At 61.0% G+C, this 23,134-nt stretch carries 21 protein-coding genes and 1 pseudogene; 10 read left to right on the top strand and 12 right to left on the bottom strand.

What is annotated here, in order from left to right:
- The first annotated feature begins 54 nt into the window (after positions 1-54).
- Positions 55-1,395 carry an RNA helicase RhlE1 gene (gene rhlE1, locus NQL71_RS17965; protein WP_046815774.1) on the top strand — a complete coding sequence of 447 codons (1,341 nt, stop codon included), beginning with the start codon at positions 55-57 and terminating at the stop codon, positions 1,393-1,395.
- A gap of 117 nt (positions 1,396-1,512) precedes the next feature.
- Here the strand turns inward: rhlE1 and NQL71_RS17960 are convergent, their stop codons facing one another.
- Positions 1,513-2,754 carry a TIGR03862 family flavoprotein gene (locus tag NQL71_RS17960; RefSeq protein ID WP_274643073.1) on the bottom strand — a complete coding sequence of 414 codons (1,242 nt, stop codon included), beginning with the start codon at positions 2,752-2,754 and terminating at the stop codon, positions 1,513-1,515.
- 189 nt (positions 2,755-2,943) lie between these two features.
- A complete protein-coding gene (locus NQL71_RS17955; protein ID WP_046815772.1) occupies positions 2,944-3,864 on the bottom strand; it encodes a histone deacetylase family protein in 921 nt (306 codons plus the stop codon).
- Between the two features lie 77 nt (positions 3,865-3,941).
- On the opposite strand from NQL71_RS17955, the gene NQL71_RS17950 reads away from it, so the two are divergent.
- The 3 genes from NQL71_RS17950 to NQL71_RS17940 all read left to right on the top strand — a co-directional run bounded on the left by NQL71_RS17950 (position 3,942) and on the right by NQL71_RS17940 (position 6,077).
- A complete protein-coding gene (locus NQL71_RS17950) occupies positions 3,942-4,511 on the top strand; it encodes a GNAT family N-acetyltransferase (protein ID WP_274643097.1) in 570 nt (189 codons plus the stop codon).
- 106 nt (positions 4,512-4,617) lie between these two features.
- The gene (gene tesB / locus NQL71_RS17945; RefSeq protein WP_046815771.1) at positions 4,618-5,487 is read left to right on the top strand and encodes an acyl-CoA thioesterase II; all 870 of its coding nucleotides are present in this window, start codon (positions 4,618-4,620) and stop codon (positions 5,485-5,487) included.
- Positions 5,484-6,077 (top strand): HAD family hydrolase, encoded by a 594-nt coding sequence (locus NQL71_RS17940; protein ID WP_077185826.1) that lies wholly within the window; start codon positions 5,484-5,486, stop codon positions 6,075-6,077. The genes tesB and NQL71_RS17940 overlap by 4 nt, the downstream gene beginning before the upstream one ends.
- A gap of 10 nt (positions 6,078-6,087) precedes the next feature.
- Here the strand turns inward: NQL71_RS17940 and NQL71_RS17935 are convergent, their stop codons facing one another.
- From NQL71_RS17935 to NQL71_RS17915, 5 genes are all read right to left on the bottom strand, one after another.
- Positions 6,088-7,044 carry an alpha/beta fold hydrolase gene (locus tag NQL71_RS17935; protein WP_248687003.1) on the bottom strand — a complete coding sequence of 319 codons (957 nt, stop codon included), beginning with the start codon at positions 7,042-7,044 and terminating at the stop codon, positions 6,088-6,090.
- Complete coding sequence (ypfJ, locus tag NQL71_RS17930; protein WP_046815768.1) at positions 7,045-7,938, bottom strand: KPN_02809 family neutral zinc metallopeptidase; 894 nt, start codon at positions 7,936-7,938, stop codon at positions 7,045-7,047.
- A 148-nt stretch (positions 7,939-8,086) separates the two neighbouring features.
- Entirely contained in the window at positions 8,087-8,956 is an 870-nt protein-coding gene (gene ypfJ / locus NQL71_RS17925; RefSeq protein ID WP_274643072.1) for a KPN_02809 family neutral zinc metallopeptidase, read from the bottom strand.
- A 148-nt stretch (positions 8,957-9,104) separates the two neighbouring features.
- Positions 9,105-9,938, bottom strand: a complete 834-nt coding sequence (locus tag NQL71_RS17920) for an aldo/keto reductase (protein WP_274643071.1) — start codon at positions 9,936-9,938, stop codon at positions 9,105-9,107.
- Entirely contained in the window at positions 9,922-11,664 is a 1,743-nt protein-coding gene (locus tag NQL71_RS17915; protein WP_274643070.1) for an FAD-dependent oxidoreductase, read from the bottom strand. Before NQL71_RS17915 ends, NQL71_RS17920 begins: the two co-directional genes overlap by 17 nt.
- A 173-nt stretch (positions 11,665-11,837) precedes the next feature.
- Between NQL71_RS17915 and NQL71_RS17910 the strand changes: the two genes are divergently transcribed.
- The 4 genes from NQL71_RS17910 (at position 11,838) to NQL71_RS17895 (ending at position 15,636) form a co-directional block, all read left to right on the top strand.
- Positions 11,838-12,614, top strand: coding sequence for an IclR family transcriptional regulator (locus tag NQL71_RS17910; protein WP_046815764.1), 777 nt, complete (start codon positions 11,838-11,840; stop codon positions 12,612-12,614).
- A gap of 230 nt (positions 12,615-12,844) precedes the next feature.
- Positions 12,845-13,900 (top strand): Gfo/Idh/MocA family protein, encoded by a 1,056-nt coding sequence (locus NQL71_RS17905; RefSeq protein WP_046815763.1) that lies wholly within the window; start codon positions 12,845-12,847, stop codon positions 13,898-13,900.
- Positions 13,901-13,902: 2 nt separating this feature from the next.
- Complete coding sequence (locus NQL71_RS17900) at positions 13,903-14,721, top strand: sugar phosphate isomerase/epimerase family protein (protein WP_046815762.1); 819 nt, start codon at positions 13,903-13,905, stop codon at positions 14,719-14,721.
- 36 nt (positions 14,722-14,757) lie between these two features.
- Positions 14,758-15,636: a DMT family transporter gene (locus NQL71_RS17895; RefSeq protein WP_046815761.1), complete on the top strand. Its 879-nt coding sequence runs from the start codon at positions 14,758-14,760 to the stop codon at positions 15,634-15,636.
- 164 nt (positions 15,637-15,800) lie between these two features.
- Here the strand turns inward: NQL71_RS17895 and NQL71_RS36840 are convergent.
- A pseudogene (locus NQL71_RS36840) lies at positions 15,801-15,882 on the bottom strand (hypothetical protein); the annotation flags it as partial.
- A 192-nt stretch (positions 15,883-16,074) separates the two neighbouring features.
- Positions 16,075-17,412 carry an MFS transporter gene (locus NQL71_RS17885; RefSeq protein WP_046815759.1) on the bottom strand — a complete coding sequence of 446 codons (1,338 nt, stop codon included), beginning with the start codon at positions 17,410-17,412 and terminating at the stop codon, positions 16,075-16,077.
- Between the two features lie 577 nt (positions 17,413-17,989).
- Between NQL71_RS17885 and quiC the strand changes: the two genes are divergently transcribed.
- Together quiC and NQL71_RS17875 are read left to right on the top strand one after the other, a co-directional pair.
- Entirely contained in the window at positions 17,990-19,891 is a 1,902-nt protein-coding gene (gene quiC, locus NQL71_RS17880; protein ID WP_046815758.1) for a 3-dehydroshikimate dehydratase QuiC, read from the top strand.
- A gap of 102 nt (positions 19,892-19,993) precedes the next feature.
- On the top strand, positions 19,994-20,674 hold the full coding sequence (locus NQL71_RS17875) for a TetR/AcrR family transcriptional regulator (protein WP_046815757.1): 681 nt from the start codon (positions 19,994-19,996) through the stop codon (positions 20,672-20,674).
- A 60-nt stretch (positions 20,675-20,734) separates the two neighbouring features.
- Here the strand turns inward: NQL71_RS17875 and NQL71_RS17870 are convergent, their stop codons facing one another.
- The 3 genes from NQL71_RS17870 to NQL71_RS17860 form a co-directional block, all read right to left on the bottom strand.
- A complete protein-coding gene (locus tag NQL71_RS17870; protein WP_046815756.1) occupies positions 20,735-21,589 on the bottom strand; it encodes a shikimate dehydrogenase in 855 nt (284 codons plus the stop codon).
- Positions 21,589-22,035 carry a type II 3-dehydroquinate dehydratase gene (gene aroQ, locus NQL71_RS17865; protein WP_046815755.1) on the bottom strand — a complete coding sequence of 149 codons (447 nt, stop codon included), beginning with the start codon at positions 22,033-22,035 and terminating at the stop codon, positions 21,589-21,591. Before aroQ ends, NQL71_RS17870 begins: the two co-directional genes overlap by 1 nt.
- Before the next feature lie 137 nt (positions 22,036-22,172).
- Positions 22,173-23,084 (bottom strand): LysR family transcriptional regulator, encoded by a 912-nt coding sequence (locus tag NQL71_RS17860; RefSeq protein WP_077185833.1) that lies wholly within the window; start codon positions 23,082-23,084, stop codon positions 22,173-22,175.
- Positions 23,085-23,134: the final 50 nt, after the last annotated feature.

The following is a 23,134-nucleotide window of genomic DNA, read 5'->3' as shown; positions in this document are numbered from 1 at the left end:
CCTTTTGCACACTTGTTTTGAACAACCCGCGCTGAATTTTCCTACGGTATTCCCATGACTTTCGCCACCCTTGGCCTGATCGAACCCTTGCTGCGCTCCCTCGAGACGCTCGGCTACCAGACTCCGACGCCGGTTCAGGCGCAAGCCATTCCGGCAGTGCTGGCCGGTCGCGACCTGATGGCCGCTGCCCAGACCGGCACCGGCAAGACCGCCGGTTTCGCCCTGCCGCTCCTGCAGTTGCTGGCCATGGAAGGGCCGAAAGTCGCCGCCAACTCGGTGCGTGCGCTGATTCTGGTGCCGACCCGGGAGCTGGCCGAGCAGGTTCACGAAGCGGTGCGCCAATATGCCGAAAACCTGCCACTGCGCACCTACGCGGTGTACGGTGGCGTCAGCATCAACCCGCAAATGATGAAGCTGCGCAGCGGCGTCGACCTATTGGTGGCGACCCCGGGCCGCTTGCTCGACCTGTTCCGCCAGAACGCCCTGAAGTTCAATCAACTGCAAACCCTGGTACTGGACGAAGCCGATCGCATGCTCGACCTGGGTTTCTCCGAGGAACTGGCGAATATCTACAAAGCCTTGCCAAAGAAGCGCCAGACGCTGCTGTTCTCTGCCACCTTCTCCGACGACATCCGCCTGCTGGCCGGGCAGATGCTCAATGACCCGCTGAGCATCGAAGTCAGCCCGCGCAACGTCGCCGCCAATACGGTCAAGCAATGGATCGTGACCGTGGACAAGAAGCGCAAGCCGGAGCTGTTCGTGCACTTGATGCGCAAGGGCAAGTGGAAGCAAGTGCTGGTGTTCGCCAAGACCCGCAATGGCGTGGATGCGCTGGTGGAAAAACTCCAGGGCCTTGGCATCAACGCCGATGGCATCCATGGCGACAAGCCCCAGGCGACCCGTCAGCGTGCGCTGGACCGCTTCAAACTCAGCGAAGTGCAGATCCTGGTTGCCACCGACGTCGCGGCCCGGGGCCTGGACATTGAAGACCTGCCATTGGTGGTCAACTTCGATTTGCCGATCGTGGCCGAGGATTACATCCACCGCATCGGTCGTACCGGGCGTGCGGGCGCGACCGGCGAGGCGATTTCCCTGGTGTGCGCCGATGAAGTGAATCTGCTGTCAGCCATCGAGATGTTGACCCGCCAGACGCTCAAGCGTCAGAACGAGCCGGACTTCGAACCTGAGCACCGCGTGCCGGACACCGATGCCAGTGGCCAGGTGATCAAGAAGCCGAAGAAACCGAAGAAACCCAAGGCGTCGGGTGGTGGCGGTGGTAAACGCAACCTGGGCAAGTGGGTGGACAGCGGGGAAGTGGCGCCGGCGGAGCCTTCGATCAAGCCTGTGCGCAAGGTGCCGGTGTTCAACACTGGGCCGCGTAAGCGCAAACCTTGATTAACGGCGGCGTCTGTTAAACCGCCTTCGCGAGCAAGCCCGCTCCCACACTGGATCTGTGTTGTTCACAAATCCCCTGTGGGAGCGGGCTTGCTCGCGAAGGGCGCGCCTCGCTCTTCAGCGCTTACGCTGCAACCACTCAACAATTCCTAACCCCGCCGCCCGCCCACTGGCGAAACACGCGGTCAGCAGATAGCCGCCCGTCGGCGCCTCCCAATCCAGCATCTCGCCCGCGCAGAAAACCCCGGGCATCTGCTTGAGCATCAATCGCTCATCCATCGCCTCGAACAACACACCGCCCGCGCTGCTGATGGCTTCGTCCAGCGGACGGGTTTTCACCAGTGTCATCGGCAACGCCTTGATCGCCTTGGCCAGCAATGCCATGTCGGTAAAGGTGTCGGCAGATGTCAGCTCGCGCAATAGCGCCGCTTTCACCCCATCGATACCTAACTGGCTGTGCAGATGTTTAGCCATTGAGCGTGAGCCGCGCGGCTTGCTCAATGCAGCCTGGACTTTATCCACAGGTCGGCCCGGCAGAAGGTCCAGATGAATGGTCGCCGAGCCGTGCTGGTTGATCGCTTCACGGATCGGTGCCGACAAGGCGTAGATCAAGCTGCCTTCAATCCCCGTGGCGGTAATCACACATTCACCGAGCCTCGGCACGTCGTCATTGAGGCCGATGGCGATGTTTTTCAGCGGCGCGCCGGCGAACTTGCTGATCATCAAGTCGCTCCAGGTCTGCACCTCGAAGCCGCAATTGCTCGGTTGCAGCGGCGCCAGTCCTACACCTTTGTTCTCCAGTGGCAGCATCCATGCGCCATCCGAACCCAGGCGCGACCAACTGCCGCCGCCGAGGGCCAGCAGGGTGGCATCGGCGTGAACGGTTTTTTCGCCGTCGGGGCTGTCGATGCGCAAACCGCCGTGACCGTCCCAACCGATCCATCGATGACGGGTGTGGATAACTACCCCACTGTCGCGCAGGCGCTTGAGCCAGGCGCGCAGCAGGGGCGCGGCCTTCATGTCGGTGGGAAAGACCCGCCCGGAGCTGCCGACAAAGGTGTCGATGCCCAGCTCATGTATCCACCGGCATAACGCATCGGCACCGAAGGCGCGCAACAGCGGCGCAATCTGCGGGGCCCTTTCGGCGTATCGCGAGAGGAATGCCGGGTAGGCTTCGGAGTGGGTGATGTTCATGCCGCCGACGCCGGCCAGGAGGAATTTGCGCCCCACCGAAGGCATGCCGTCGTACAGGTCGACCTTGATCCCGGCCTGGCTCAATACCTCAGCCGCCATCAGACCGGCGGGGCCGCCGCCGATGATGGCGACAGTAGAAGGGGAAGAGGCGGAGTGCTGGGTCATGGCGTGCGCTGCGGTTCTGCGGAAGAGGGCGGGCATTCTAGCAGTCCAAACCCTGTGGAGCGCTGTATTCAAGCACTGATCAAAAAACAACCGCCGCGCTGTAGCCTAGACGGCGCATGGCCTGCAGTCCCTTGCCCGCAGGTTATCCACAGGCAGTTCCACAGGCATTGTGGGTAAAGCATCCACAACTCAGTGACAGCCTGATGACTGCCAGACCCGTTGCGCGCTGTGATGGAGGATGCCGTGACGGCGGGCGAGGGCCCGGCGGTCCTTGCTGTAGCCGCCGCCGATCACGCCGACAACGGGAATATCCCGACCCAGGCAATGGCGCATGACGGCTTCATCGCGGGCGGCGACGCCTTGGTCTGTCAGCTTCAGGTAACCGAGTGCGTCGTCCTTGTGCACATCGACACCGGCGTCATACAGCACCAGGTCTGGTTGATAGAGCGGCAACAAATAGTTGAGCGCATCGTCTACCACTTTCAGGTAATCGGCATCGCCCATGCCGTTGGGGAGCGGGATGTCCCAGTCACTTTCGGCTTTGCGTGCAGGGAAGTTTTTCTCACAGTGCAGGGAAACGGTCACCGCTTCCGGTGTGTTGTGCAGGATACGTGCAGTCCCGTCGCCCTGATGTACATCGCAGTCGAAGATCAGCACCCGATTCACCCGACCACTTTCCAGCAGGAAATGGCTGATCACCGCCAGGTCATTGAAGATGCAAAAACCAGCGGGGAAATCGTAATGCGCATGATGCGTGCCGCCAGCCAGATGGCAGGCCAGGCCATGCTCCAGCGCCTGCTCCGCCGCCAGCAGCGAACCGCCGACCGCCCGTACCGTGCGCCGGGCCAGGGCTTCGCTCCAGGGCAGGCCGAGGCGTCGCTGGTCCTCGCGGGACAAATCGCCACTCATGTAGCGTTCGATATACGAAGGGTCATGGGCGAGGGCAAGAATCTGCGGCGGGCACAACTGCGGGCGCAGCAGGTCGGCATCGCGAGTCAGGCCGCTGTCCACCAGGTGATCGCGCAGCAGGCGAAACTTGTCCATGGGGAAGCGGTGATCCGCCGGGAACTCGGGACTGTAGTCTTCGTGGTAGATCAGCGGCAGCGGCATGGGGTTTTCGTTTCGGAATGAGTGAAGGATCCTACCAGCGTTGTAGACTGGCAGCATGGAAATGGGGGAGGGGGATGATGGAGCCAATACTGGAACTGGCGAGCGCGCGGTTGCTGTTGCGGCAATGGCGTGATGGGGACTTGGCGGAATTTGCCGCGATGTGCGCCGATCCGCAGGTTATGCGTTATTTTCCGGCGCCCTTGAGCCGATCCGAAAGTGCAGCGTTGATCGGCAGGGTTCGCGACCACTTTGCCGAGCATGGCTTTGGCCTCTGGGCGCTGGAGCGCAAGGATACCGGCCAGTTCATCGGTTTTACCGGTCTGGGCGTAGTCGGTTTCGATGCGCCGTTCAGCCCGGCCATTGAAATCGGCTGGCGCCTGGCGCGCGAGCACTGGGGCCTGGGTTATGCCAGCGAAGCGGCCTGGACCGCTCTGCGCTGCGGATTTGACCGCCTGGTGCTGAGCGAAGTCGTGTCCTTTACCTCAGTCAGCAACCTGCCATCGCAGAAGGTCATGCAGGCGATCGGCATGCATCACGATCCCGCCGATGACTTCGATCATCCGCGGCTGGCCCGCGATCATCCCCTGCGCCGCCACGTGCTGTATCGCATCAGTCGTGAACAATGGCTGCAAACCTTGCATGGATAACCGAGCATGGACGTTTACAATGATCCCAATGTTGGCACTGGCCAGAAACTGAATCGACCGACGCAGCCAGGACTGCGCGGCATTGCGTTGTGTGAGGAGAGTCTGAATGAGCCAAGTGTTGGATGATCTGGTCGACCTGCTGAGCCTGGAGCCGATCGAAGAAAACCTGTTCCGTGGCCGCAGCCAGGACCTGGGTTTTCGTCAGCTGTTCGGAGGCCAGGTACTCGGGCAGTCCCTGTCGGCGGCCAGTCAGACCGTTGAAGAGGCGCGTCATGTGCATTCGATGCATGGCTATTTCTTGCGTCCGGGCGATGCCAAGTTGCCAGTGGTGTATTCCGTTGACCGGGTGCGCGACGGCGGCAGTTTCAGCACGCGTCGGGTGACGGCGATCCAGAAGGGCCAGCCGATCTTCACCTGCAGCGCTTCGTTCCAGTACGACGAAGAAGGTTTCCAGCACCAGACTGAAATGCCGCAAGTGGTCGGGCCGGAAAACCTGCCATCGGAACTGGAGCTGACCCAGCAACGCGCGCACCTGATCCCCGAGCACATGCGTGAAAAACTGCTGTGCCCGAAACCGATCGAATTTCGCCCGGTTACCGAGGAAGATCCCTACAACCCGAAAGCCAGCGATCCGGTCAAATACGTCTGGTTTCGCGCCGACGGCGCCTTGGCCGAGTCCCCGGCATTGCACAAGTACCTGCTGGCCTATGCTTCGGACTTCGGTCTGCTGACCACCTCGATGCTGCCCCACGGCAAATCGGTCTGGCACAAGGACATGCAGGTCGCCAGCCTTGACCACGCGTTGTGGTTCCACGCCGACCTGCGCGCCGATGACTGGTTGTTGTATGCGATGGACAGCCCATGGGCCGGCAATTCCCGCGGCTTCTCCCGCGGCAGCGTGTTCAACCGTGCCGGGCAACTGGTGGCCTCGGTCACTCAGGAAGGCCTGATTCGCTATCGCAAGGATTGGGCATGAGCCTGGCGGACGTACGCCATTGGGTGTTCGACATGGACGGCACCCTGACGGTGGCTGTGCATGATTTCGCGGCGATCCGTGTAGCGTTGGCGATCCCGCCTGAAGACGACATCCTGACGCATCTGGCGGCACTGCCGGCCGAAGAAGCGAACGCCAAACATGCCTGGCTGCTCGAACACGAGCGCGATCTGGCGCTGGGCTCGAAACCGGCACCGGGAGCGGTGGAACTGGTGCGTGAATTGGCTGGTCGTGGTTATCGCCTGGGCATTCTCACGCGCAATGCCCGCGAACTGGCGCATGTCACGCTGGAAGCTATCGGCCTGGCCGACTGCTTCGCGGTGGAGGATGTGCTGGGGCGCGATGAGGCTCCACCCAAGCCGCATCCTGGCGGCTTGCTCAAGCTGGCCGAAGCCTGGAAGGTGTCGGCCAGCGAGATGGTGATGGTCGGTGATTACCGTTTTGACCTGGATTGCGGTCGCGCGGCGGGAGCCCGGACGGTGTTGGTCAACCTGCCGGATAATCCGTGGCCGGAGTTGACCGATTGGCATGCGGCGGATTGTGTCGAGTTGCGGCAGATGCTGTCGGCTTGAGCGCCCTTCGTTACGGAAACAATGCCTGCTGCCCCTGGGGCGATGTAAACATCCCTTCCCCGTTGTGCCCGACTCCGGGTACTTCAATCAGTTGCTGCTGCAACCCTTGGGGTTGCAGCCGCTTCAGATAAGCGAAGTAATAGCGCCCACGGGCCAATCGATTCGGCCCCTGAGCCTTTGCCTCACAGGTTTTATCCAGTGCCGGATGGTTCGGATCCACGTCCTGCTGCCCCAGCAGATAAACGATGTCGCGCTTGAGGTACTTTTCCTGCAGCAGCGCGGCAGTCTGTCCTTCCGCGTAGGCCGGCAAGTCTGTCAGCCCGTACTTCCAGCGGTTGAATTGTGGACAACCGGCATGACTGAAAGCCACTGGCCGACGCTCATCAAAGTAGGTGTAGGACGAGGGGTTGGCGATCACATAGCGCAGCTGCACGCCGGCGGCTTCCAGGGCCGTCTGATCCTTGCCCAGCAAGGCGTAGCGCTGAACCACTTGAGCGCCTCCCGAGTGACCGGCGATGATGATTTGCTTCACATCCGGAAACTGCTGGCGATCGCCCAGGCGGGCGATGATTTCGTCCAGCGCATCGTAGGAACTCATACGAAAGGGTGCTGTGGATTCACCGCCGGCCATCCACTCATTGCCCTGCCAGCGCAGGACGGTGTCTGCCACCTGGTGCTGTGCAACGTCGGTTTCATTGAGGAACTGCGGGGCAATCACCAGGGTCGTAGCGCCTTGCCCAGCCAGTTCGACGGCGTGCTCGCCGCTCTGCAGATAGGTTTGTGCATTGCGCAAGCGACCATGGACGATGATCAATACCCGTTCGATTTTGGCCGGGGCCCGACTGATGCCCACCGCGATTTCTCCGGATTTCAACAGCAGGCGCCCGGGACTGAGTTCCTTGACCCCATGCTCGGCGGCCTGGGACGTTGCGCATGTGAACAGTACGACTAACCACCACTTCTTCATCTACAGATTTTTCGCCGCAAAGGTATCGCACTGGCCAACCTGGCCCTGGGCGAATCCGGTTTTGAACCAGCGCACTCGTTGCGCTGACGTACCATGGGTAAACGAGTCAGGCACCACACGGCCCTGGCCTTGTTGCTGCAAGCGATCGTCGCCAATGGCGTTCGCCGCGTTTAGCGCTTCTTCAATATCGCCGGGTTCCAGCCAGTTCAGACGCTTCTGCGCATTGTTGGCCCAGACCCCGGCCAGGCAGTCGGCTTGCAACTCCTGGCGCACCAGCAAGCCGCCATCGCCTTCCATCTGCCGGCCCTGCTGGCGGGCAGCCTGGATCTTCGCCGAAACACCGAGCAAGGTTTGTACATGGTGTCCGACTTCGTGAGCGATCACGTAGGCCTGGGCGAAATCGCCCGCGGCAGCAAAGCGTTGGGACATTTCCTGGAAGAAGCCCATGTCCAGGTAAACCTTCTGGTCTGCGGGGCAATAGAAGGGACCGGTCGCCGAGGTGGCCAGTCCGCAGGCCGAATTGACCCGGTTGCTGAACAGCACCAGGGTCGGATCCTTATATTGCCGGTCCGCCTGCTGGAAAATCTGGCGCCAGGTATCCTCGGTATCGCCGAGAATCGAGCGGACGAACTCGGCCCCTTCATCATTGGCCGGTGGCGCCTTGCGCGTTTGGGTCGTGGTCGGCGCCGATTGTTCACCCATCTGCCCGGTCAATTGTCCGAGAATCTGCAGCGGATCCTGGCCGGTGATCCAGCCGATGCCTACGATCAGCAGGATCGCCGTCAGGCTCAGGCCCTTGCCGCCACCAAAACGCATCCCGCCGCCACCGCCGCCGACATCATCGCCACGGGCATCGACCACGTTGTCGCTGCGTCGGCCTTTTTTCCATAGCATGTGGGAATCCTCTGATGTTGCGGGTAAAGAACCGTGCGATGAGTGTTGCTGCTGAGTAGGAGCGGCGCCAGTCCGGTCGTCAGACAGCCGGGAGCGACGGCGGTTCTATCCAGGCCGCGAGATTGGAGGCCTCATTGACGGGCGGGTATCACAGGGACTCGGCGGTGAAGGTGTCACAGGACTCCGGCAGACCTGTGGCAAATCCTGTCTTGAACCAGTTCACGCGCTGGCGGGAAGTGCCGTGGCTGAAGGTCTCTGGTCGAACCTGGGCATTTCGCGAACTTTGCAGATGGTCGTCACCAAACATTGCCGCGGCATGCAGGGCGGCATCAATATCACCCGGCTCCAGCCAGTCCAGGCGTTGTTGCGCATGGTGCGCCCAGACGCCGGCCAGGCAATCGGCCTGCAACTCTGCGCGAACCTCCAGTCCACCGTCGCCGCTGACGGGTTGGCGCTCGAGCAAGGCTTTTTCGAAGGATTCGGAAAGCCCCAGTTCCAGCTGCACATGATGTCCGATTTCGTGAGCAATGATGTAGGCCCGCGCGAAGTCACCGACCACTGCAAACTGCTGTTCCAGTTTGCTGAAAAACTCGAGGTCGAGATACACCTGCTGATTGCTCGGGCAATAGAACGGGCCGCTGCTGGAACTGGCGAAACCACAGCCCGAGACGACGCCGTTGTCGAACAGCGTCAGGGTGGGTTGCGGATAGTGTCGGCCCATTTGCGAAAACAATTGCTGCCATGTGTCTTCGGTGTCGCCCAGCACCGACTGCACAAACATCAGTTGCAGATCTTCCTGCGGCTCGACCGATGGGTGAGGAAGGGGACGGTTCAAGGTGTACGAGGGGGCGATCGGAGTGACGTCTGTTGGTGTGTCCAGTGTTGAATAAAGTCCCGCACTGGCCAGGGCGACGGCGGCCATTCCGGCAGCCAGTGTTGTCCCCGTAAGCATGCGGGCGTCCTTGCCCTCACGTGTGTCGTTCACGTTTTTGCTGCGTCTTGCCTTGGTCCATTGCATGTTGACGGTCTCTCATAGATTGATGGGGCGTGTAGCGCCGGGTCTATGAATAACCGCACTGGCAAAGGCGTGTGGGTGAAATGTGTAAGGTTTGGTAAGCCACAGTCATTGCGACAGGTGTCGTACATGAAAAGTGGCCTTTTCGCGGTTAACGATCGAACGCGTCCCACACGGGCGCAAAGTCCGGACTGACTTGACGCTCGCGTTTGGACAAGCCCGCAATCAGCGCCCGATCCTGATCATCCAGGTTGACAGTGAACGCTGCCAGGTTGGCCAGTTGGTTGGCCTCGCTGCTGGCTTTGGGGATGGCGGCCACGTTCGGTTGATCCAGCAGCCATTTGAGTGCGACCTGGGTCGGCAATACCCCATGCTTGACGGCGATTTGCTGGATAACCGGAATGTCCGAGACCTTGTTGCGTGCCAGCGGCGAATAAGCCGTCAGTGCCAGGTCGTGCCGACGGGCGTAGTCCAGCAGCGCATTTTGTCCGAGCAGCACGTGGTACTCGACCTGAATGGCTGACAGTGGTGCGCCCAGTTCCTCGACGACTTTACGCAGCAGGGGCAACGGAAAATTCGCCACGCCGATGTTGCGCGCCAACCCCTGTTCCTTGAATGACACCAGGGTTTCGATCGTCCTTGGCAAGTCCCAATCGGTGCTGGGCCAATGGATCATGAAGAGGTCGATGTAATCACTGTGCAAAGCCTTGAGGCTGCGGTCCATGGAATAGCGCATGGCGTCGGGTTGCAGCTGGTCCCACCAGACTTTGCTGGTGACATGGATCTGTTCACGGGGTGTATGACTGTTCGCCAGTGCCTGACCTACAGCGTCCTCGTTGTTGTAGGCCGCCGCGGTATCGATGTGTCGATAACCCAGCGCCAAGGCTTGTTCCACGGCTCGGGTGCATGCTTCACCGAGCATTGGCCAGGTGCCGAGGCCGAGCTTGGGCATGTTCAAGCCCTGGGCATTAACGATGTGCTGCATGGTCGATCTCCTTTTCATAAGCGGTGACGCCGGCGATATGGCGTGCGGCGATGTAGCCGAACGTCAGCGCCGGCCCAAGGTTGATGCCGCCGGCGGGGTAGTGGCCGCCCATGATGCTGGCCATGTCGCCTCCCGCCGCGTACAGGCCACTGATGGCCTGCCCTGAGTCGTCGAGGACCTGGGCATGGTGATTGACCTTGAGCCCGGCGAAGGTGCCAAAACAGCCCGGTTCGACTTTCACGGCATAGAACGGCCCCTGCTCAATCGGTGCGACGCAAGGATTGGGCTGGTGGAGAGCATCACCCTGTTTGCGGTTGTAGGGCGTTGAACCACGGCCGAACTGAGGATCCTGGCCGTTGCGAGCGTGTCGGTTGTAGTCCGCCACGGTGGTGCGCAAGCCGTTAGGGTCGATACCGCAGGCCTGTGCCAATTCCTCCAGGGTCTTGCCGGTTTTCAGGTAACCACTGCGGATAAAGGATGACAGCGGTACCGGAAACGGCCGGGAAATACCCAGGCCATATCGTCGCTGAAAGCCATGGCTGCAGATCAGCCAGGAGGCCACTTCTTCGTCGGGCGGGGCGCTGGCGACCATGGCCGTCACATAGTCGTAGTACCCGTTGGCTTCGTTGACGAAGCGCTGGCCGTTACTCAGCACGCCGATGATCCCCGGCTTGCCGCGTTCGATGATGTGCGGGAAGTGGCCGCTGCTGCCATCCTGGTAGGGCACGCGTGAAACGGGCGCCCAGGCGACAGGCGATGCCTGGTTGGTGTCGACTCGGGCCCCGACACTCTCGCCCAGCCGCAGACCATCGCCGGACACGCCCAGGGGCGGAAGTGCCAGGTGTTCGTGTCCGGTCGGTGTGCGCGGGAACAGGGCCTTGCGTCGTTCGATGTCATTGGCGAAGCCGCCGGCCGCGAGCACCACCGCCCTGCGAGCCTTGATGCGAATCGAACCTTTGGCGGTGTGAACGACCGCGCCCTTTACCTGATTGTTCTCGCGCAGCAACTCAGTGACCGGTGCCGACTCCCACAACAACACGCCAAGATCGTCGGCGGATTTCGCCAGGCGTGCCACCAGCGCCACGCCGTTGACCAGTTGCATCGCCCGACCATGCACGGCGAGGTCGAGCAAATGGCGAGTAAAGCGTTTTGTAACGTGCCAGGCTGCCGACCACGAGCGGGTCAGGTTGAGAAACGCGGTGAGGTCGGCGCCCGCCATGATCGGCATGCCCATGAAGGCTGTTTCGCGCATGGTTTTGCGCAAGCGCTTGAGCAACCTGCCCACGTTGCGTGCGTCATAGGGGGCGGCGATCACTGAACGCCCACCCGTACCGGCGCCCGGCGTGTCGCCATGAATGTCGGCAATTGCGTTGCCGTCGGCGAATTGCAGCGAGGTGTGTTGTTCGAAGAACGCCACCATGCGAGGAGCGGCCTCAAGGAAGGCATCGATCATCGCCGGGTCATACCGATCACCCAATTCGTGTTTCAAGTAAGTGCGTGGTTGTTCAACGTCTTCGACGATGCCGGCCCGCCGGGCCAGGGGATTGCACGGTACCCATGCCCAGCCACCGGACCAGGCGGTGGCGCCGCCCAACACCGGGTCTTTTTCCACCACTATCACCTTCAGGCCATGCCATGCCGCTGTCACGGCGGATGCCAGCCCGGCCGCACCGGAGCCGACGATCAGTACATCGCAGTCGATGTCGGGAAGGGCTTGGGCAGGCATGTGTGAACTCCGGTATTGGTTTTTTGGAATCTGATTCCAGAAAATATAAGAGTCCTGGCATGAGCCGGCAAGACGATACCGATCAAAACGGGCGATTATCGGACGATCAGTTCCAGATTTCGCATTACTCAGGTTGTCTTCTAGAATCGAGCAAATTTTGCGTGGATACCCCCATGGCCGGCAGTCAGATCGAACGTGTTTTCAGTGTGCTTGAAAGCCTCACCAGCGACCCTCGTGGCCTGCCGATGCAGGTGCTGGCGGAGCAATTGGGCATCCCCAAGAGTGCCACCCACCGCCTGCTTGCAGAGCTGATCCGGCTCGGCTATGTGCGGCAGAATCCGGAGAACTTGCGTTATCACTTGTCGACCCGCCTGGTGGCGATGGGTTTCCGTTATCTGTCGAGCAGCGGTGCCGATATCGTGCAGCCGGTGCTCGACCGGCTGGCGCAGGAAACCGGCGAACTGGTGCGCCTGGGGGTCATTGAAGGCGAGCGCCAGACCTGGATCGCCAAGTCCCAGGGAGCTCGTTCCGGCCTGCGTTACGACCCGGACATGGGCCGTGATGCGCCGCTGTTCTACACCGCCTCGGGGCATGCCTGGCTGGCCAGCATGAGCGATGCCGAAGCCTTGTCGCTAGTGGAACGCCAGGCGGCGGACCGGCCATTGGAGCTGGGCCCGAATGCCCCGAGGTCCAATATTGAACTGCTGGAACGCCTGCGCCTGGCGCGGGAGCAGGGCTATGCCTGTGTCGAGGAAAGTTCGGCGGTGGGCACCTCGGCGATTGCTGCGGTGGTGCGCCATCCCGGTGATGGCCGGGTGATCGGCGTGCTCAGCATCGCCGGGCCGAGTGCGCGGATGCCGGGGGCGCGGTTGCATGAACTGGCGCCGTTACTGTTGGCGTTTACCGATGAGTTGTCGGCGGCGAGTCTGGCGTCGGAGTTATTCTCCTAAATCCCATGTGGGAGTGGGCTTGCGCGCGAAGAGGGCGTGTAAGTCGACATCGAAATTGCATGACACACCGCTTTCGCGAGCAAGCCCGCTCCCACCTATCAGTTGGTGGTGAGCTTGCTAAAGCTGTGCGCTGTTCGAACACTTTCAATGCGCGTCTGTGTAAGAATCTGGAACCAGGTTCTAAATTGTTGAAATTCACCTTCCAACAATAACCACAAGAGGACCGCACCTTGAGTTCACCACTGCGTATAGCCCTGATCGGTGCTGGCATCATGGGCCAGCAGCACTACCAGCATCTGAAAACCCTGACTGAAGCGACCTTGTGCGCTGTGGCCGACCCCGGTCCGCAAGCGCCGAGCCTCGCCAAGGAATGGGGCGTGGGATATTTCGCCGATCATCGTCAGATGCTGGATCAGGCGAAGCCAGAGGCCGTCATTATCGCCAACCCCAATGCGCTGCATGTCAGCACTGCGCTCGATTGCCTGGCTGCCGGTGTGCCTGTGTTGCTGGAAAAGCCGGTGGGTGTGCACCTGGATGAGGCCCGTGAGCTGGTGGCTGCCTCGAAGTCGAGCGGCGTCGCGGTGTTGGTCGGTCATCATCGACGCCACAACCCTTTGATCGCCCGCGCCCATGAGCGGGTCCACAGCGGCGCGTTGGGCCGGTTGAGCACCGTCACTGCGCTCTGGCAGCTGCGCAAACCCGATAGTTATTTCGAAACGGCCTGGCGCCGCGAGCCCGGTGCGGGCATGTTGTTGACCAACCTGATCCACGACCTCGACCTGCTCCGTCATCTGTGCGGTGAAGTCCGCCAGGTGCAGGCCATCACCAGCAATGCCGTGCGCGGGTTTGCCAACGAGGATTGCGCGGCCGTGTTGCTGCAATTCGACAATGGTGCGCTGGGCAGTCTGACCGGGTCCGATGCGGTGGCGGCACCCTGGAGTTGGGAACTGGGTTCCGGGGAGAACCCGGTGTATCCACGCCAGGCCGACCAACCGTGCTATTTGCTGGCGGGAACCGCCGGGGCGCTCAGCATCCCGCAGCTCAAGCACTGGCACTACACGCAAGCGGACGGCGGATGGCATCAACCGCTGGCGGTGACCAACGAACCTTTCAGTGACGAACCCGCGCTGCGCTTGCAGTTGCAGCACTTCGTGCGCGTTGCGCGCGGTGAGGTCGAACCGCTGGTGAGCGCCGCCGATGCAGCGCGCACCCTGGCGCTGGTCGAGGCGATTCGCCAGGCCGCTGAAACCGGTCGCGCCTGCGCACCGGCCTTGATCGAGGATTGAGCATGAGTGAACGAATCTTTTCCCTGGCCAGTCTGACAGTGCTGGAATTGTCACCGCCGGACATGGTCGAGGTCGCTGCGCGGGCCGGTTACAGTCATGTCGGTTTGCGCCTGATACCAGCGACGCCGCAGGAGCACCATTTCGCGCTGGTGGCGGATGCCGATTTGCGGCGCCAGACCCTGGAGCGCCTGCGTGATACCGGCATACGTGTCCTGGATGTTGAAATCCTGCGGCTGAAACCGGACACCGTGGTTGCCGAATTCGAGCACGTGCTGGCAGTGGGAGCCGAGTTCGGTGCCAGTGAATTGCTGGTGGCCGGCAACGATCCTGACGAGCAGCGGCTGACGGAAAACTTCGCCAGGCTGTGTGATCTGGCGGCGCCATACGGGCTACACCCGCACCTGGAGTTCATGCCCTGGACCGACGCACGCGATCTGCAGCAAGCGGTGCGCATCGTTGAACGGGCCGAGCGTGCAAACGCGGCGGTGCTGGTCGACGCTTTTCACTTCGATCGCTCCGGCTCGCGGCTGGAAGATCTGGCCAGGGTCGACCCCTCGCGGTTACGGTATGCGCAGTTGTGCGACGTGGCGGGGGCCAGGCCTGCAGACATGGCAGAGATCTTGCGGCAGGCGCGTAATGAGCGGCGTTTTCCCGGCGATGGTGATTGTGATCTGCCGGGGCTGTTGCAATGTTTGCCGGCTAACATTCCATTGAGCCTGGAGATTCCCACCGTGCAACTGCTGGAGCAGGGCGTGAGTGGGCTGGATCGGGCGCAGATGGCATTGAGCAAAACCCGTGAATTGCTGGCGCGGCTGACATAGGTCCCGCAAGGCTTTTGACTATGAGAAAGGAACCCCATGACCGTCAGCACTCCGCTTTCCGGCGTCAATCAGCCCTTCAAAGGGATCCTGCTGATCGTTGTCGCAACCTTCCTGTTTTCCAGCCATGACGCCCTGTCGAAGTACCTTTCCGGGTTCTATCCGATTGTCATGGTGGTCTGGGCGCGCTATGTGGTGCACACCCTGCTCATGGCCGGGATATTCCTGCCGCAGTCCGGGCTGCGGGTGCTGCGTACCAAGCGGCCGTTGCTGCAACTGATTCGCGCCTTGTGCCTGCTGGGCACCAGCCTGTTTTTCACCACGGGTCTGATGTACATCCCGCTGGCGGAGGCGACGTCGGTGAACTTCCTGGCGCCGGTGCTGGTAACCGCGCTGTCGGTACCGTTGCTGGGGGAGAAAGTCACCCGTGGCCAATGGCTGGCGGTGATTTGCGGTTTTATCGGGGTGCTGATCATCGTTCACCCCGGGGGGGATTTGTTCACCCCGGCGGTGTTGCTGCCGCTGTGCTCGGCGTTGTTTTTCTGCTTCTACCAACTGCTGACCCGCAAGCTCAGTGAGATCGACAGCCCGACCACCAGCAACTTCTTCGCCGGGCTGTGCAACACCCTGGTCATGAGTGCGCTGGTGCCATTCTTCTGGCAGGTGCCGACCTTGCTGCATGGCGCAATGATGCTGGCGCTGGGCGCCTGCGGGATGACGGCGCACCTGTTTCTGACCCAGGCCTTCCGCCATGCGGCGCCAGCCTTGCTGGCGCCTTTCAGTTATTGCCAGATTGTGTTTGCGGGTCTACTGGGCTGGTTGCTGTTTTCCCACACGCCGACCCTGACCACCGTCGTCGGGATCGCCGTGATTTGCTGCAGTGGCCTGGCGGCGGCATGGCAACAAAGCCGGCGCTGAAGTCACTCAGAACCTGACACGCAGCACCAGGTTTTGCCAGTGCAATCCCGGGCTGTTCGGCAATCGACAGGGTTTGGGCGACGCGCTGACTGTTGACATGCATCGCCAGCACCACACTCTCGGTATCGCCTTGGACGCGGCCGATCATCTGTTCAATTTCCCGGGTCGATCGCGGCATTGAGCGCCAGCAGGTTGGTCAGCTCGGCGATGGCGAATCACGTCCAGCACCTTGCCGATTTCCCGGGATTGCTCGGCCAGGGTTTGCACCTGTTGCAGGGACGTGCCGGCATCGGCGCTCAAGGCCTGCATCGGCGGCGATGCTCAGGTGAGCTGGCGACTTGGTGGGACCTCCTTGGCAATGAGCGAACATTCACGGATTCATAAAACGCAGGCACAAAAAAGCGCAGGCCCGTAAACCGGACCTGCGCCGAGGGAACATCAGTCTTCTACTTTCGGAATCTTGCGCGGTGCCATGAAGTACATCCAGATCAGCGCGATGAAGTACATCGCCGGGATCAGGGTGAACAGCACGGTGTAGTTGTTATTGGTAACGGTCAGGATGTGGCCGACCAACTGGGTCATGAACATCCCGCCGATCGCCGCACACATGCCGCCGAAGCCGAATACCGTACTCATCATGTACTTGGGCGTGTAGTCCATCACCAGGCTCCAGATGTTCGCGGTCCAGGCCTGGTGTGCACCAATGGCCAGGGAAATGGCGGCCACCGCGACCCACAGGTTGCTGGAGCCGGCTGCCATGATCACGCCGATGATGCAGCAGGCGAACAGGAACATGGACATCAGGCGCGCCTTGATCGGGTTGACGCCGCGGCCAATCAGGAACGAGGACAGGATCCCGCCACCGACACTGCCGAAGTCGGCGGTGAGGTAGATGATGATCAGCGGGATACCCATCTGGGTCACGTTGATGCCCAGGTTGTACTGCTGATTGAGGAACGGAGGCAGCCAGTACAGGTAGAACCAGAACACCGGCGCTGTGATCGAGTAGGCGAGGGCGAAGGCCCAGGTGCCGCGCATGCGCAGGATTTTCGAGAAGGGTACGCGGGCTTGTTCCGGCTCAACTTCGTTCTGGATGTAGTCCAGTTCCGACTGTTTGACGCGTGGGTGATCTTCCGGGTTGAAGTATTTCAGGCCCCAGAACACCAACCAGATCCCGCCCAGTGCCGCCATACACAGGAACGCCGCCTGCCAGCCCCACACATGGAGAATCAGCGGCAGCAGCATCGGCGTGAACATCGCGCCGACGTTGGTCCCGGCGTTGAAGATACCGGTGGCCACGGCACGCTCGCCGGCCGGGAACCACAGGCGGGTGGTTTTCACACAGGCCGGGTAGTTGGCGGCCTCGGTCAGGCCGAGAATGAAGCGGCAGACCATGAAGCCGACCGCCGACGTGGCCAGGCCGTGGGCGCCGGTCGCCAGGCTCCAGAGCAGAACGGCGCAGAAGAACACGCGCTTGACGCCGACCCGGTCGATCAGGCGGCCTTGCAGCACGAAACCGATGGCGTAGCCGACCTGGAACCAGAAGTTGATGTTGGCGTAGTCCATCGCCGTCCAGCTCATTTCCTTGGCCAGGATGGGCTGCATGACGCCGAGGGCGGCGCGGTCGATGTAGTTCAGGGTGGTGGCGAAAAACACCAGCGCCAGCATGCCCCAACGGGTTTTGCCGACAGCCATGGCGCCGCGGATCTTGTCGCCGATGCCGCCAGTGGCAGCGCTCATGGCCGGAGCCATGCGTGAGCTATGTGTAGGATTCATGTGGGCCATCCGTTCAATGACTGACAAGCGAAGCTCGTCGAGGCTTCAAGGGCGCGTGATCAATCGAGGGCGACGGGCGCGGTTGGACTGATCGGCTGTGTTCGTCGGCTGACGAGCTATTCAGCAAGCGGCACGTGGGTGCCAGGGGTGCGCGGGGTTCGGATGGACGCCAGGCAAGGCGTAATGACAGTGGTGTAATCGAGCAAGGCGTTGAAGGAGCGCATGAGCGTATACCCGTTTTTTGAAATTTTTATGTGGTGTTCAGGGTCTTGTTAACTGGAACCGATGATTAATGACCGGACCCAATGTGGTGTTGATGTTGCGCAGTGGACGAAAAATCGTCAATTCGCTAACAGCCATTCTGTTCGATAATCGCACGAAAAACTAACTGGATAGTACACTTTGAATTGCCGTGAGGAATCACCAGGCCAATAATTCAATCAAAGCTAAACGCAATCCCTGTAGAGGCCCGGCTTGCCGGCGATGGCGTCCGCGAGATCGCCATCGCTGGCAGCCGGGCCCTGCAACAAGCGTGCGATGTCCTAACAAGATTGCCTCCACCACCGGGAGTCGAAATATGCAGCGTTCCATTGCCACCGTGTCCTTGAGCGGTACCCTGCCGGAAAAACTCGAAGCCATTGCCGCCGCCGGTTTCGACGGCGTGGAGATCTTCGAGAACGACCTTCTCTACTACGACGGCAGCCCGCGAGAAATTAAACAGATGTGCGCCGATCTCGGGATCGCCATTACGCTGTTTCAACCATTCCGCGACTTCGAAGGCTGCCGCCGTGACCGTCTGTCGCGCAATCTGGAGCGGGCCGAGCGCAAGTTCGACCTGATGCAGGAGCTCGGCACCGACCTGGTGCTGGTGTGCAGCAACGCCTCGGCCGACTCCATCGGTGATGAACAGATTCTGGTCGACGATTTGCGCCTGCTGGCCGAACGCGCCGGCGCGCGAGGCCTGCGTATCGGTTACGAAGCGCTGGCCTGGGGTCGTCACGTCAATACCTGGCAGCAGGTGTGGAACATTGTCCGCCAGGCCGATCATCCGAGCCTCGGCGTACTGCTCGACAGTTTCCACACCTTGTCGCTCAAGGGTGACCCGAGCGCCATCGCCGAGATTCCCGGCGACAAGATTTTCTTCGTGCAAATGGCCGATGCACCGATCCTGGCCATGGACGTGCTGGAGTGGAGCCGGCATTTCCGCTGCTTCCCGGGCCAGGGCGAATTCGATTTGCCGGGCTTCCTCGCGCCGATCATCAAGAGTGGCTACACCGGGCCGCTGTCGCTGGAAATCTTCAACGACGGTTTCCGCGCCGCACCGCCACGGGCCAACGCTGCTGACGGTCTGCGCTCGTTGCTGTACCTGGAAGAGAAAACCCGCGAGCGCCTGGCCCAGGAAGCCAAGCCAACGGCCAACCCCGAGATTCTGTTCGAGACGCCGAAGGCCAGCGAATACAACGGCATCGAGTTTCTCGAATTCGCCGTGGACGAAAGCCTCGGCGCCAAGCTCTCCCATTGGCTGGAGCGGCTGGGTTTCGTCAAGGCCGGGCAGCATCGCTCCAAGAGCGTCAGCCTGCTGCGCCAGGGCGATATCAACCTGATCCTCAACTCCGAACCGTACTCGTTCGGCCACAGTTTCTTCGAGGCGCACGGTCCATCCCTTTGCGCCACGGCCGTGCGAGTCAAGGACAGTGCCAGTGCGCTGGCCCGGGCCGTGGCCTACAAAGGCCAGCCGTATCGCGGATTGGTTGGCCCCAATGAACTGGAACTGGCCGCCGTGCGCGCGCCGGATGGCAGCCTGATTTACCTCGTTGACGAGGATGCCGATGTCTACGGTACCGACTTCAACCTGCAGCCAGCCGCAGTGACCGGTGGCGGCCTCAAGCGCATCGACCACATGGCCATGGCGCTGCCCGCCGACAGCCTCGACAGTTGGGTGTTGTTCTACAAGAGCCTGCTGGACTTCGAGGCCGATGACGAAGTGGTCCTGCCTGATCCCTATGGTTTGGTGAAGAGCCGTGCACTGCGCAGCCGTGACAGTTCGATCCGCCTGCCGCTGAATATTTCCGAGAATCGCAACACCGCGATCTCACACGCCTTGTCGAGTTATCGCGGCTCCGGCGTGCACCACATCGCGTTCGATTGCGACGATATCTTTGCCGAAGTCAGTCGCGCCAAGGCGGCGGGCGTCCCGTTGCTGGATATTCCGCTCAACTACTACGATGACCTGGCAGCACGCTTCGATTTCGACGACGAGTTTCTCAGCGAACTGGCTTATTACAACGTGCTGTACGACCGTGATGCCCAGGGTGGTGAGCTGTTCCATGTGTACACCGAACCGTTCGAGGGGCGGTTCTTCTTCGAAATCATTCAGCGCAAGAATGGATATGCCGGTTACGGTGCGGCCAACGTGGCGGTGCGCCTGGCAGCCATGGCCAAATCCCGCAGCGGTGCCGTGCGTCAGGCAAAGTTGTAGGAAAATCGTAACTACGCTGACAAACCGCTGCCGCACGGCTTCCTTCACTGTGCGGCGCGGCTCATAATCGCCCACCTGTGCAGTGATGGCCGTGAGCCCGCAATGACAATGACTTCAGAACTCTCCGCAGCAGCACCCGATCAACCGGCTGCCGAACCGCGCAAGAGTCGCAAGAACAATCCGGAAAAAACCCGCGAGAACATCCTGCAGGAGGCAATTGTCGAGTTCGTTCAGCAAGGGCTTTCCGGGGCTCGCGTCGATGCCATCGCCGAGCGCATCCACACGTCCAAGCGCATGATCTATTACTACTTCGGCAGTAAGGAACAGCTCTACGTCGAGGTGCTGGAGAAGCTCTACGGCGATATCCGCAATACCGAAAACCGGCTGCACCTGGCTGAACTGCCGCCCGTCGAGGCGATTCGGCGGCTGGTGGAGTTCACCTTCGATCACCATGACCGCAACGTCGATTTCGTGCGCATCGTCAGCATCGAGAACATTCACAACGCCGAATACGTGAAACGCTCCGATGCGATCAAGGCCATGAACAACACCATTCTCGATTCACTGGGCGAGATCCTGCGTCGCGGTGCCGAGCAAGGTTTGTTCCGTACCGGCCTTGACCCGCTGGATGTGCATTTGCTGATCAGTTCGTTCTGCTTCTATCGCGTGTCGAACCGCCACACCTTCGGCGAAATCTTTCAGATCGACTTGCCGGATGAAAGCATCAAGCAGCGTCATCGGGAGATGATTTGCGAGTCGGTCTTGCGATACCTGCAGGCATAATCCAGCTGTGTGAATTGCCTTTGTAGGAGCCAGCCAGCCGGCCGGCTCCAATAAGTCGCATCAAGTATTCATGCTTTGGAAGTGCTCAAGCATTCGCTTGGCATCCGGCACCACGCCGCTGAACAATTCGAACGCCTTCACCGCCTGGAACACCGCCATGTTGCCGCCATCGAGCGTCCGGCATCCCAGCGCGCGGGCATTGCGCAGCAGTTCGGTTTCCAGCGGGAAGTAAACGATCTCCGCCACCCACAGCTCGGCTCGAAGCAACTCGACCGGCACCGGCATGCCGGGCAGTTTTTTCATGCCCATGGGCGTGGTATTGACCAGGCCATCCGCCTCGGCCAGGGTCAATGCCAGATCGAGGCCGGCCACCGCGCGGTGACTGCCGAAATGTTGATTGAGATTGTCCGCCAGGCTCTGGGCGCGGCTGATTTCCACATCGAAAATGCTCAGTTGCCGTACGCCTTCGCTCAATAACGCGTGAGCCACCGCCGCACCGGCGCCACCGGCACCCATTTGCACCACGCGCTCAACGGCAACGCCCTGCAAACCACGTCGAAAGCCCTCGGCAAATCCCAGGCAATCGGTGTTGTGGCCGATGCGTTTGCCGTCCTTCAGCACCACGGTGTTGACCGCGCCAATGCCGCGGGCTTCTGGCGACAATTCGTCGAGCAGCGGGATGATCGCCTGCTTGCACGGAAAGGTGATGTTGAGGCCGGTGAAGTTCATTCGCTCGGCTGCCAGCAGCAGTTCGGGCAGGGCGTTGCTGTCGAGTTGCAGTTGATCGAGATCGATCAGGCGATACAGATAACGCAAATCCTGGGCATCGCCTTCATGCTCGTGCAGGGCAGGCGTGCGTGAAGCCTGGATGCCGGCGCCGATCAGGCCGGCCAGTACCGTTTGATTCTTGCTCATCACGCGCACCCCTTCAGACGTTGACCGAAATGTTCCAGTGCCAGGCGATAGCCATGGCTGCCAAAGCCCGCCATCACCGCAGTGGCAATGGCCGAGACGAAGGAGTGATGCCGAAACGCTTCACGGGCATGGACGTTGGACAGGTGTACTTCGATCACCGGCAGTTCGCTGGCGACCAGCGCATCGCGGATTGCCACCGAGGTGTGCGTCCAGGCGGCCGGGTTGATCACGATCCCGGCACAGCGGCCGCGGGCTGCATGGATCCAGTCGAGCAGTTCGCCTTCATGGTTGGTCTGGCGAAACTCCACCGCCAGGCCGAACTCTTCACCGGCACGACCGCACATGGCGGAAATATCAGCCAGGGTTTCGTGGCCGTAGGTCGCCGGTTCACGGGTGCCAAGCAGGTTCAGATTCGGGCCGTTGAGCACCAGAATGATAGGGGGCATCAAGGTTTCTCCACTTATTATTTTTGGCGTTGGCCGAGGTTTCAGCCTGTGGAGATAAAATGTACCGGATAGTTAATTTGGTCAATTGTGCCGCCCGCTTACGGTCCGTTTGTGTGCGGTGATCGGACGGTTTCGTTTCAGCGCGGCAACTGCTCCACCAGGAAGTCGATAAACGCCCGCAATCGCAGGGGCATGTGACGACTTTGCGGATAGAGAAGAGTGAACGGTCGCGAGCGTCCCCCATAAGGCTTGAGCACTTCCACCAGCGAGCCTTCGGCCAGTTCCTTCTCGACGATGAATCGATAGGTCTGGAACAACCCTGCACCGTGTTTCGCCAGGGTCACGCCACCCAATACGTCGTCGGAGCAGCTGAAATTGCCCTCGGCGAGAATTTCGCACTGCACGCCATTGTCGTTGAACAACCAGGCAATGCGGCGGCCACTGCTGGGCAGTTCGTACTGAATGCATTCGTGCTGTTGCAGGTCGTCGAGGGTCTGAGGTGTGCCGGCCCGCTTGAGGTAGTCGGGGCTGGCAACCATTACCAGCGCAGCGTCTTCCAGTTGCCGGGCGATCAGGCCGGAATCCGGAATGGCGCGCACGCGGATGGCCATGTCATAACCTTCACCGACGAAATCGATGTTGCGGTTACTGATATGCGACTCGACCTTAACCGCCGGAAAACGCGCGCGAAAGGCCGGCAGCAACGGCAGGATGCGGTGATGGGCATAAGTGGTGGGAATGCTGATGCGCAGGGTTCCTGAAGGCACCTGTTGCTGGCCCATGACCTCGCGCTGGGCTTCCACCAATTGCGCCAGTGCCTGGCGGCATTCTTCGTAATAGCGCCGACCGCTGTCGGTCAGCTTGACGCTGCGGGTGGTGCGCGCAAACAGGCGCACGCCGAGACGTTCTTCCATGCGCGACACCGAGCGGCTCACCGCGGCTGGAGTGACGCCCGCCACCAGCGCGGCGGCAGTGAAGCTGCCGGCTTCGGCGGCCAGGCAAAACAGTTCGATACTGCCCAGTTGAAGATCGTCGAATTGTCGCTGCATGATTGATTACACCGGGGATCAAATGAAGTCTGTAAGTCAGTATTTATCAA

The organism is Pseudomonas serbica (assembly GCF_028823535.1).
GTDB lineage: Bacteria > Pseudomonadota > Gammaproteobacteria > Pseudomonadales > Pseudomonadaceae > Aquipseudomonas > Aquipseudomonas serbica.
This window is presented reverse-complemented; position numbering and strand designations above follow the sequence as displayed.

What these genes read in the sequence shown, in the direction of transcription:
- rhlE1 (WP_046815774.1), top strand. Translation starts at nt 55, where the DNA reads ATGACTTTCGCCACCCTTGGCCTGATCGAACCCTTGCTGCGCTCCCTC.
- NQL71_RS17960 (WP_274643073.1), bottom strand. Translation starts at nt 2,754, where the DNA reads ATGACCCAGCACTCCGCCTCTTCCCCTTCTACTGTCGCCATCATCGGC.
- NQL71_RS17955 (WP_046815772.1), bottom strand. Translation starts at nt 3,864, where the DNA reads ATGCCGCTGCCGCTGATCTACCACGAAGACTACAGTCCCGAGTTCCCG.
- NQL71_RS17950 (WP_274643097.1), top strand. Translation starts at nt 3,942, where the DNA reads ATGGAGCCAATACTGGAACTGGCGAGCGCGCGGTTGCTGTTGCGGCAA.
- tesB (WP_046815771.1), top strand. Translation starts at nt 4,618, where the DNA reads ATGAGCCAAGTGTTGGATGATCTGGTCGACCTGCTGAGCCTGGAGCCG.
- NQL71_RS17940 (WP_077185826.1), top strand. Translation starts at nt 5,484, where the DNA reads ATGAGCCTGGCGGACGTACGCCATTGGGTGTTCGACATGGACGGCACC.
- NQL71_RS17935 (WP_248687003.1), bottom strand. Translation starts at nt 7,044, where the DNA reads ATGAAGAAGTGGTGGTTAGTCGTACTGTTCACATGCGCAACGTCCCAG.
- ypfJ (WP_046815768.1), bottom strand. Translation starts at nt 7,938, where the DNA reads ATGCTATGGAAAAAAGGCCGACGCAGCGACAACGTGGTCGATGCCCGT.
- ypfJ (WP_274643072.1), bottom strand. Translation starts at nt 8,956, where the DNA reads ATGCAATGGACCAAGGCAAGACGCAGCAAAAACGTGAACGACACACGT.
- NQL71_RS17920 (WP_274643071.1), bottom strand. Translation starts at nt 9,938, where the DNA reads ATGCAGCACATCGTTAATGCCCAGGGCTTGAACATGCCCAAGCTCGGC.
- NQL71_RS17915 (WP_274643070.1), bottom strand. Translation starts at nt 11,664, where the DNA reads ATGCCTGCCCAAGCCCTTCCCGACATCGACTGCGATGTACTGATCGTC.
- NQL71_RS17910 (WP_046815764.1), top strand. Translation starts at nt 11,838, where the DNA reads ATGGCCGGCAGTCAGATCGAACGTGTTTTCAGTGTGCTTGAAAGCCTC.
- NQL71_RS17900 (WP_046815762.1), top strand. Translation starts at nt 13,903, where the DNA reads ATGAGTGAACGAATCTTTTCCCTGGCCAGTCTGACAGTGCTGGAATTG.
- NQL71_RS17895 (WP_046815761.1), top strand. Translation starts at nt 14,758, where the DNA reads ATGACCGTCAGCACTCCGCTTTCCGGCGTCAATCAGCCCTTCAAAGGG.
- NQL71_RS17885 (WP_046815759.1), bottom strand. Translation starts at nt 17,412, where the DNA reads ATGAATCCTACACATAGCTCACGCATGGCTCCGGCCATGAGCGCTGCC.
- quiC (WP_046815758.1), top strand. Translation starts at nt 17,990, where the DNA reads ATGCAGCGTTCCATTGCCACCGTGTCCTTGAGCGGTACCCTGCCGGAA.
- NQL71_RS17875 (WP_046815757.1), top strand. Translation starts at nt 19,994, where the DNA reads ATGACAATGACTTCAGAACTCTCCGCAGCAGCACCCGATCAACCGGCT.
- NQL71_RS17870 (WP_046815756.1), bottom strand. Translation starts at nt 21,589, where the DNA reads ATGAGCAAGAATCAAACGGTACTGGCCGGCCTGATCGGCGCCGGCATC.
- aroQ (WP_046815755.1), bottom strand. Translation starts at nt 22,035, where the DNA reads ATGCCCCCTATCATTCTGGTGCTCAACGGCCCGAATCTGAACCTGCTT.
- NQL71_RS17860 (WP_077185833.1), bottom strand. Translation starts at nt 23,084, where the DNA reads ATGCAGCGACAATTCGACGATCTTCAACTGGGCAGTATCGAACTGTTT.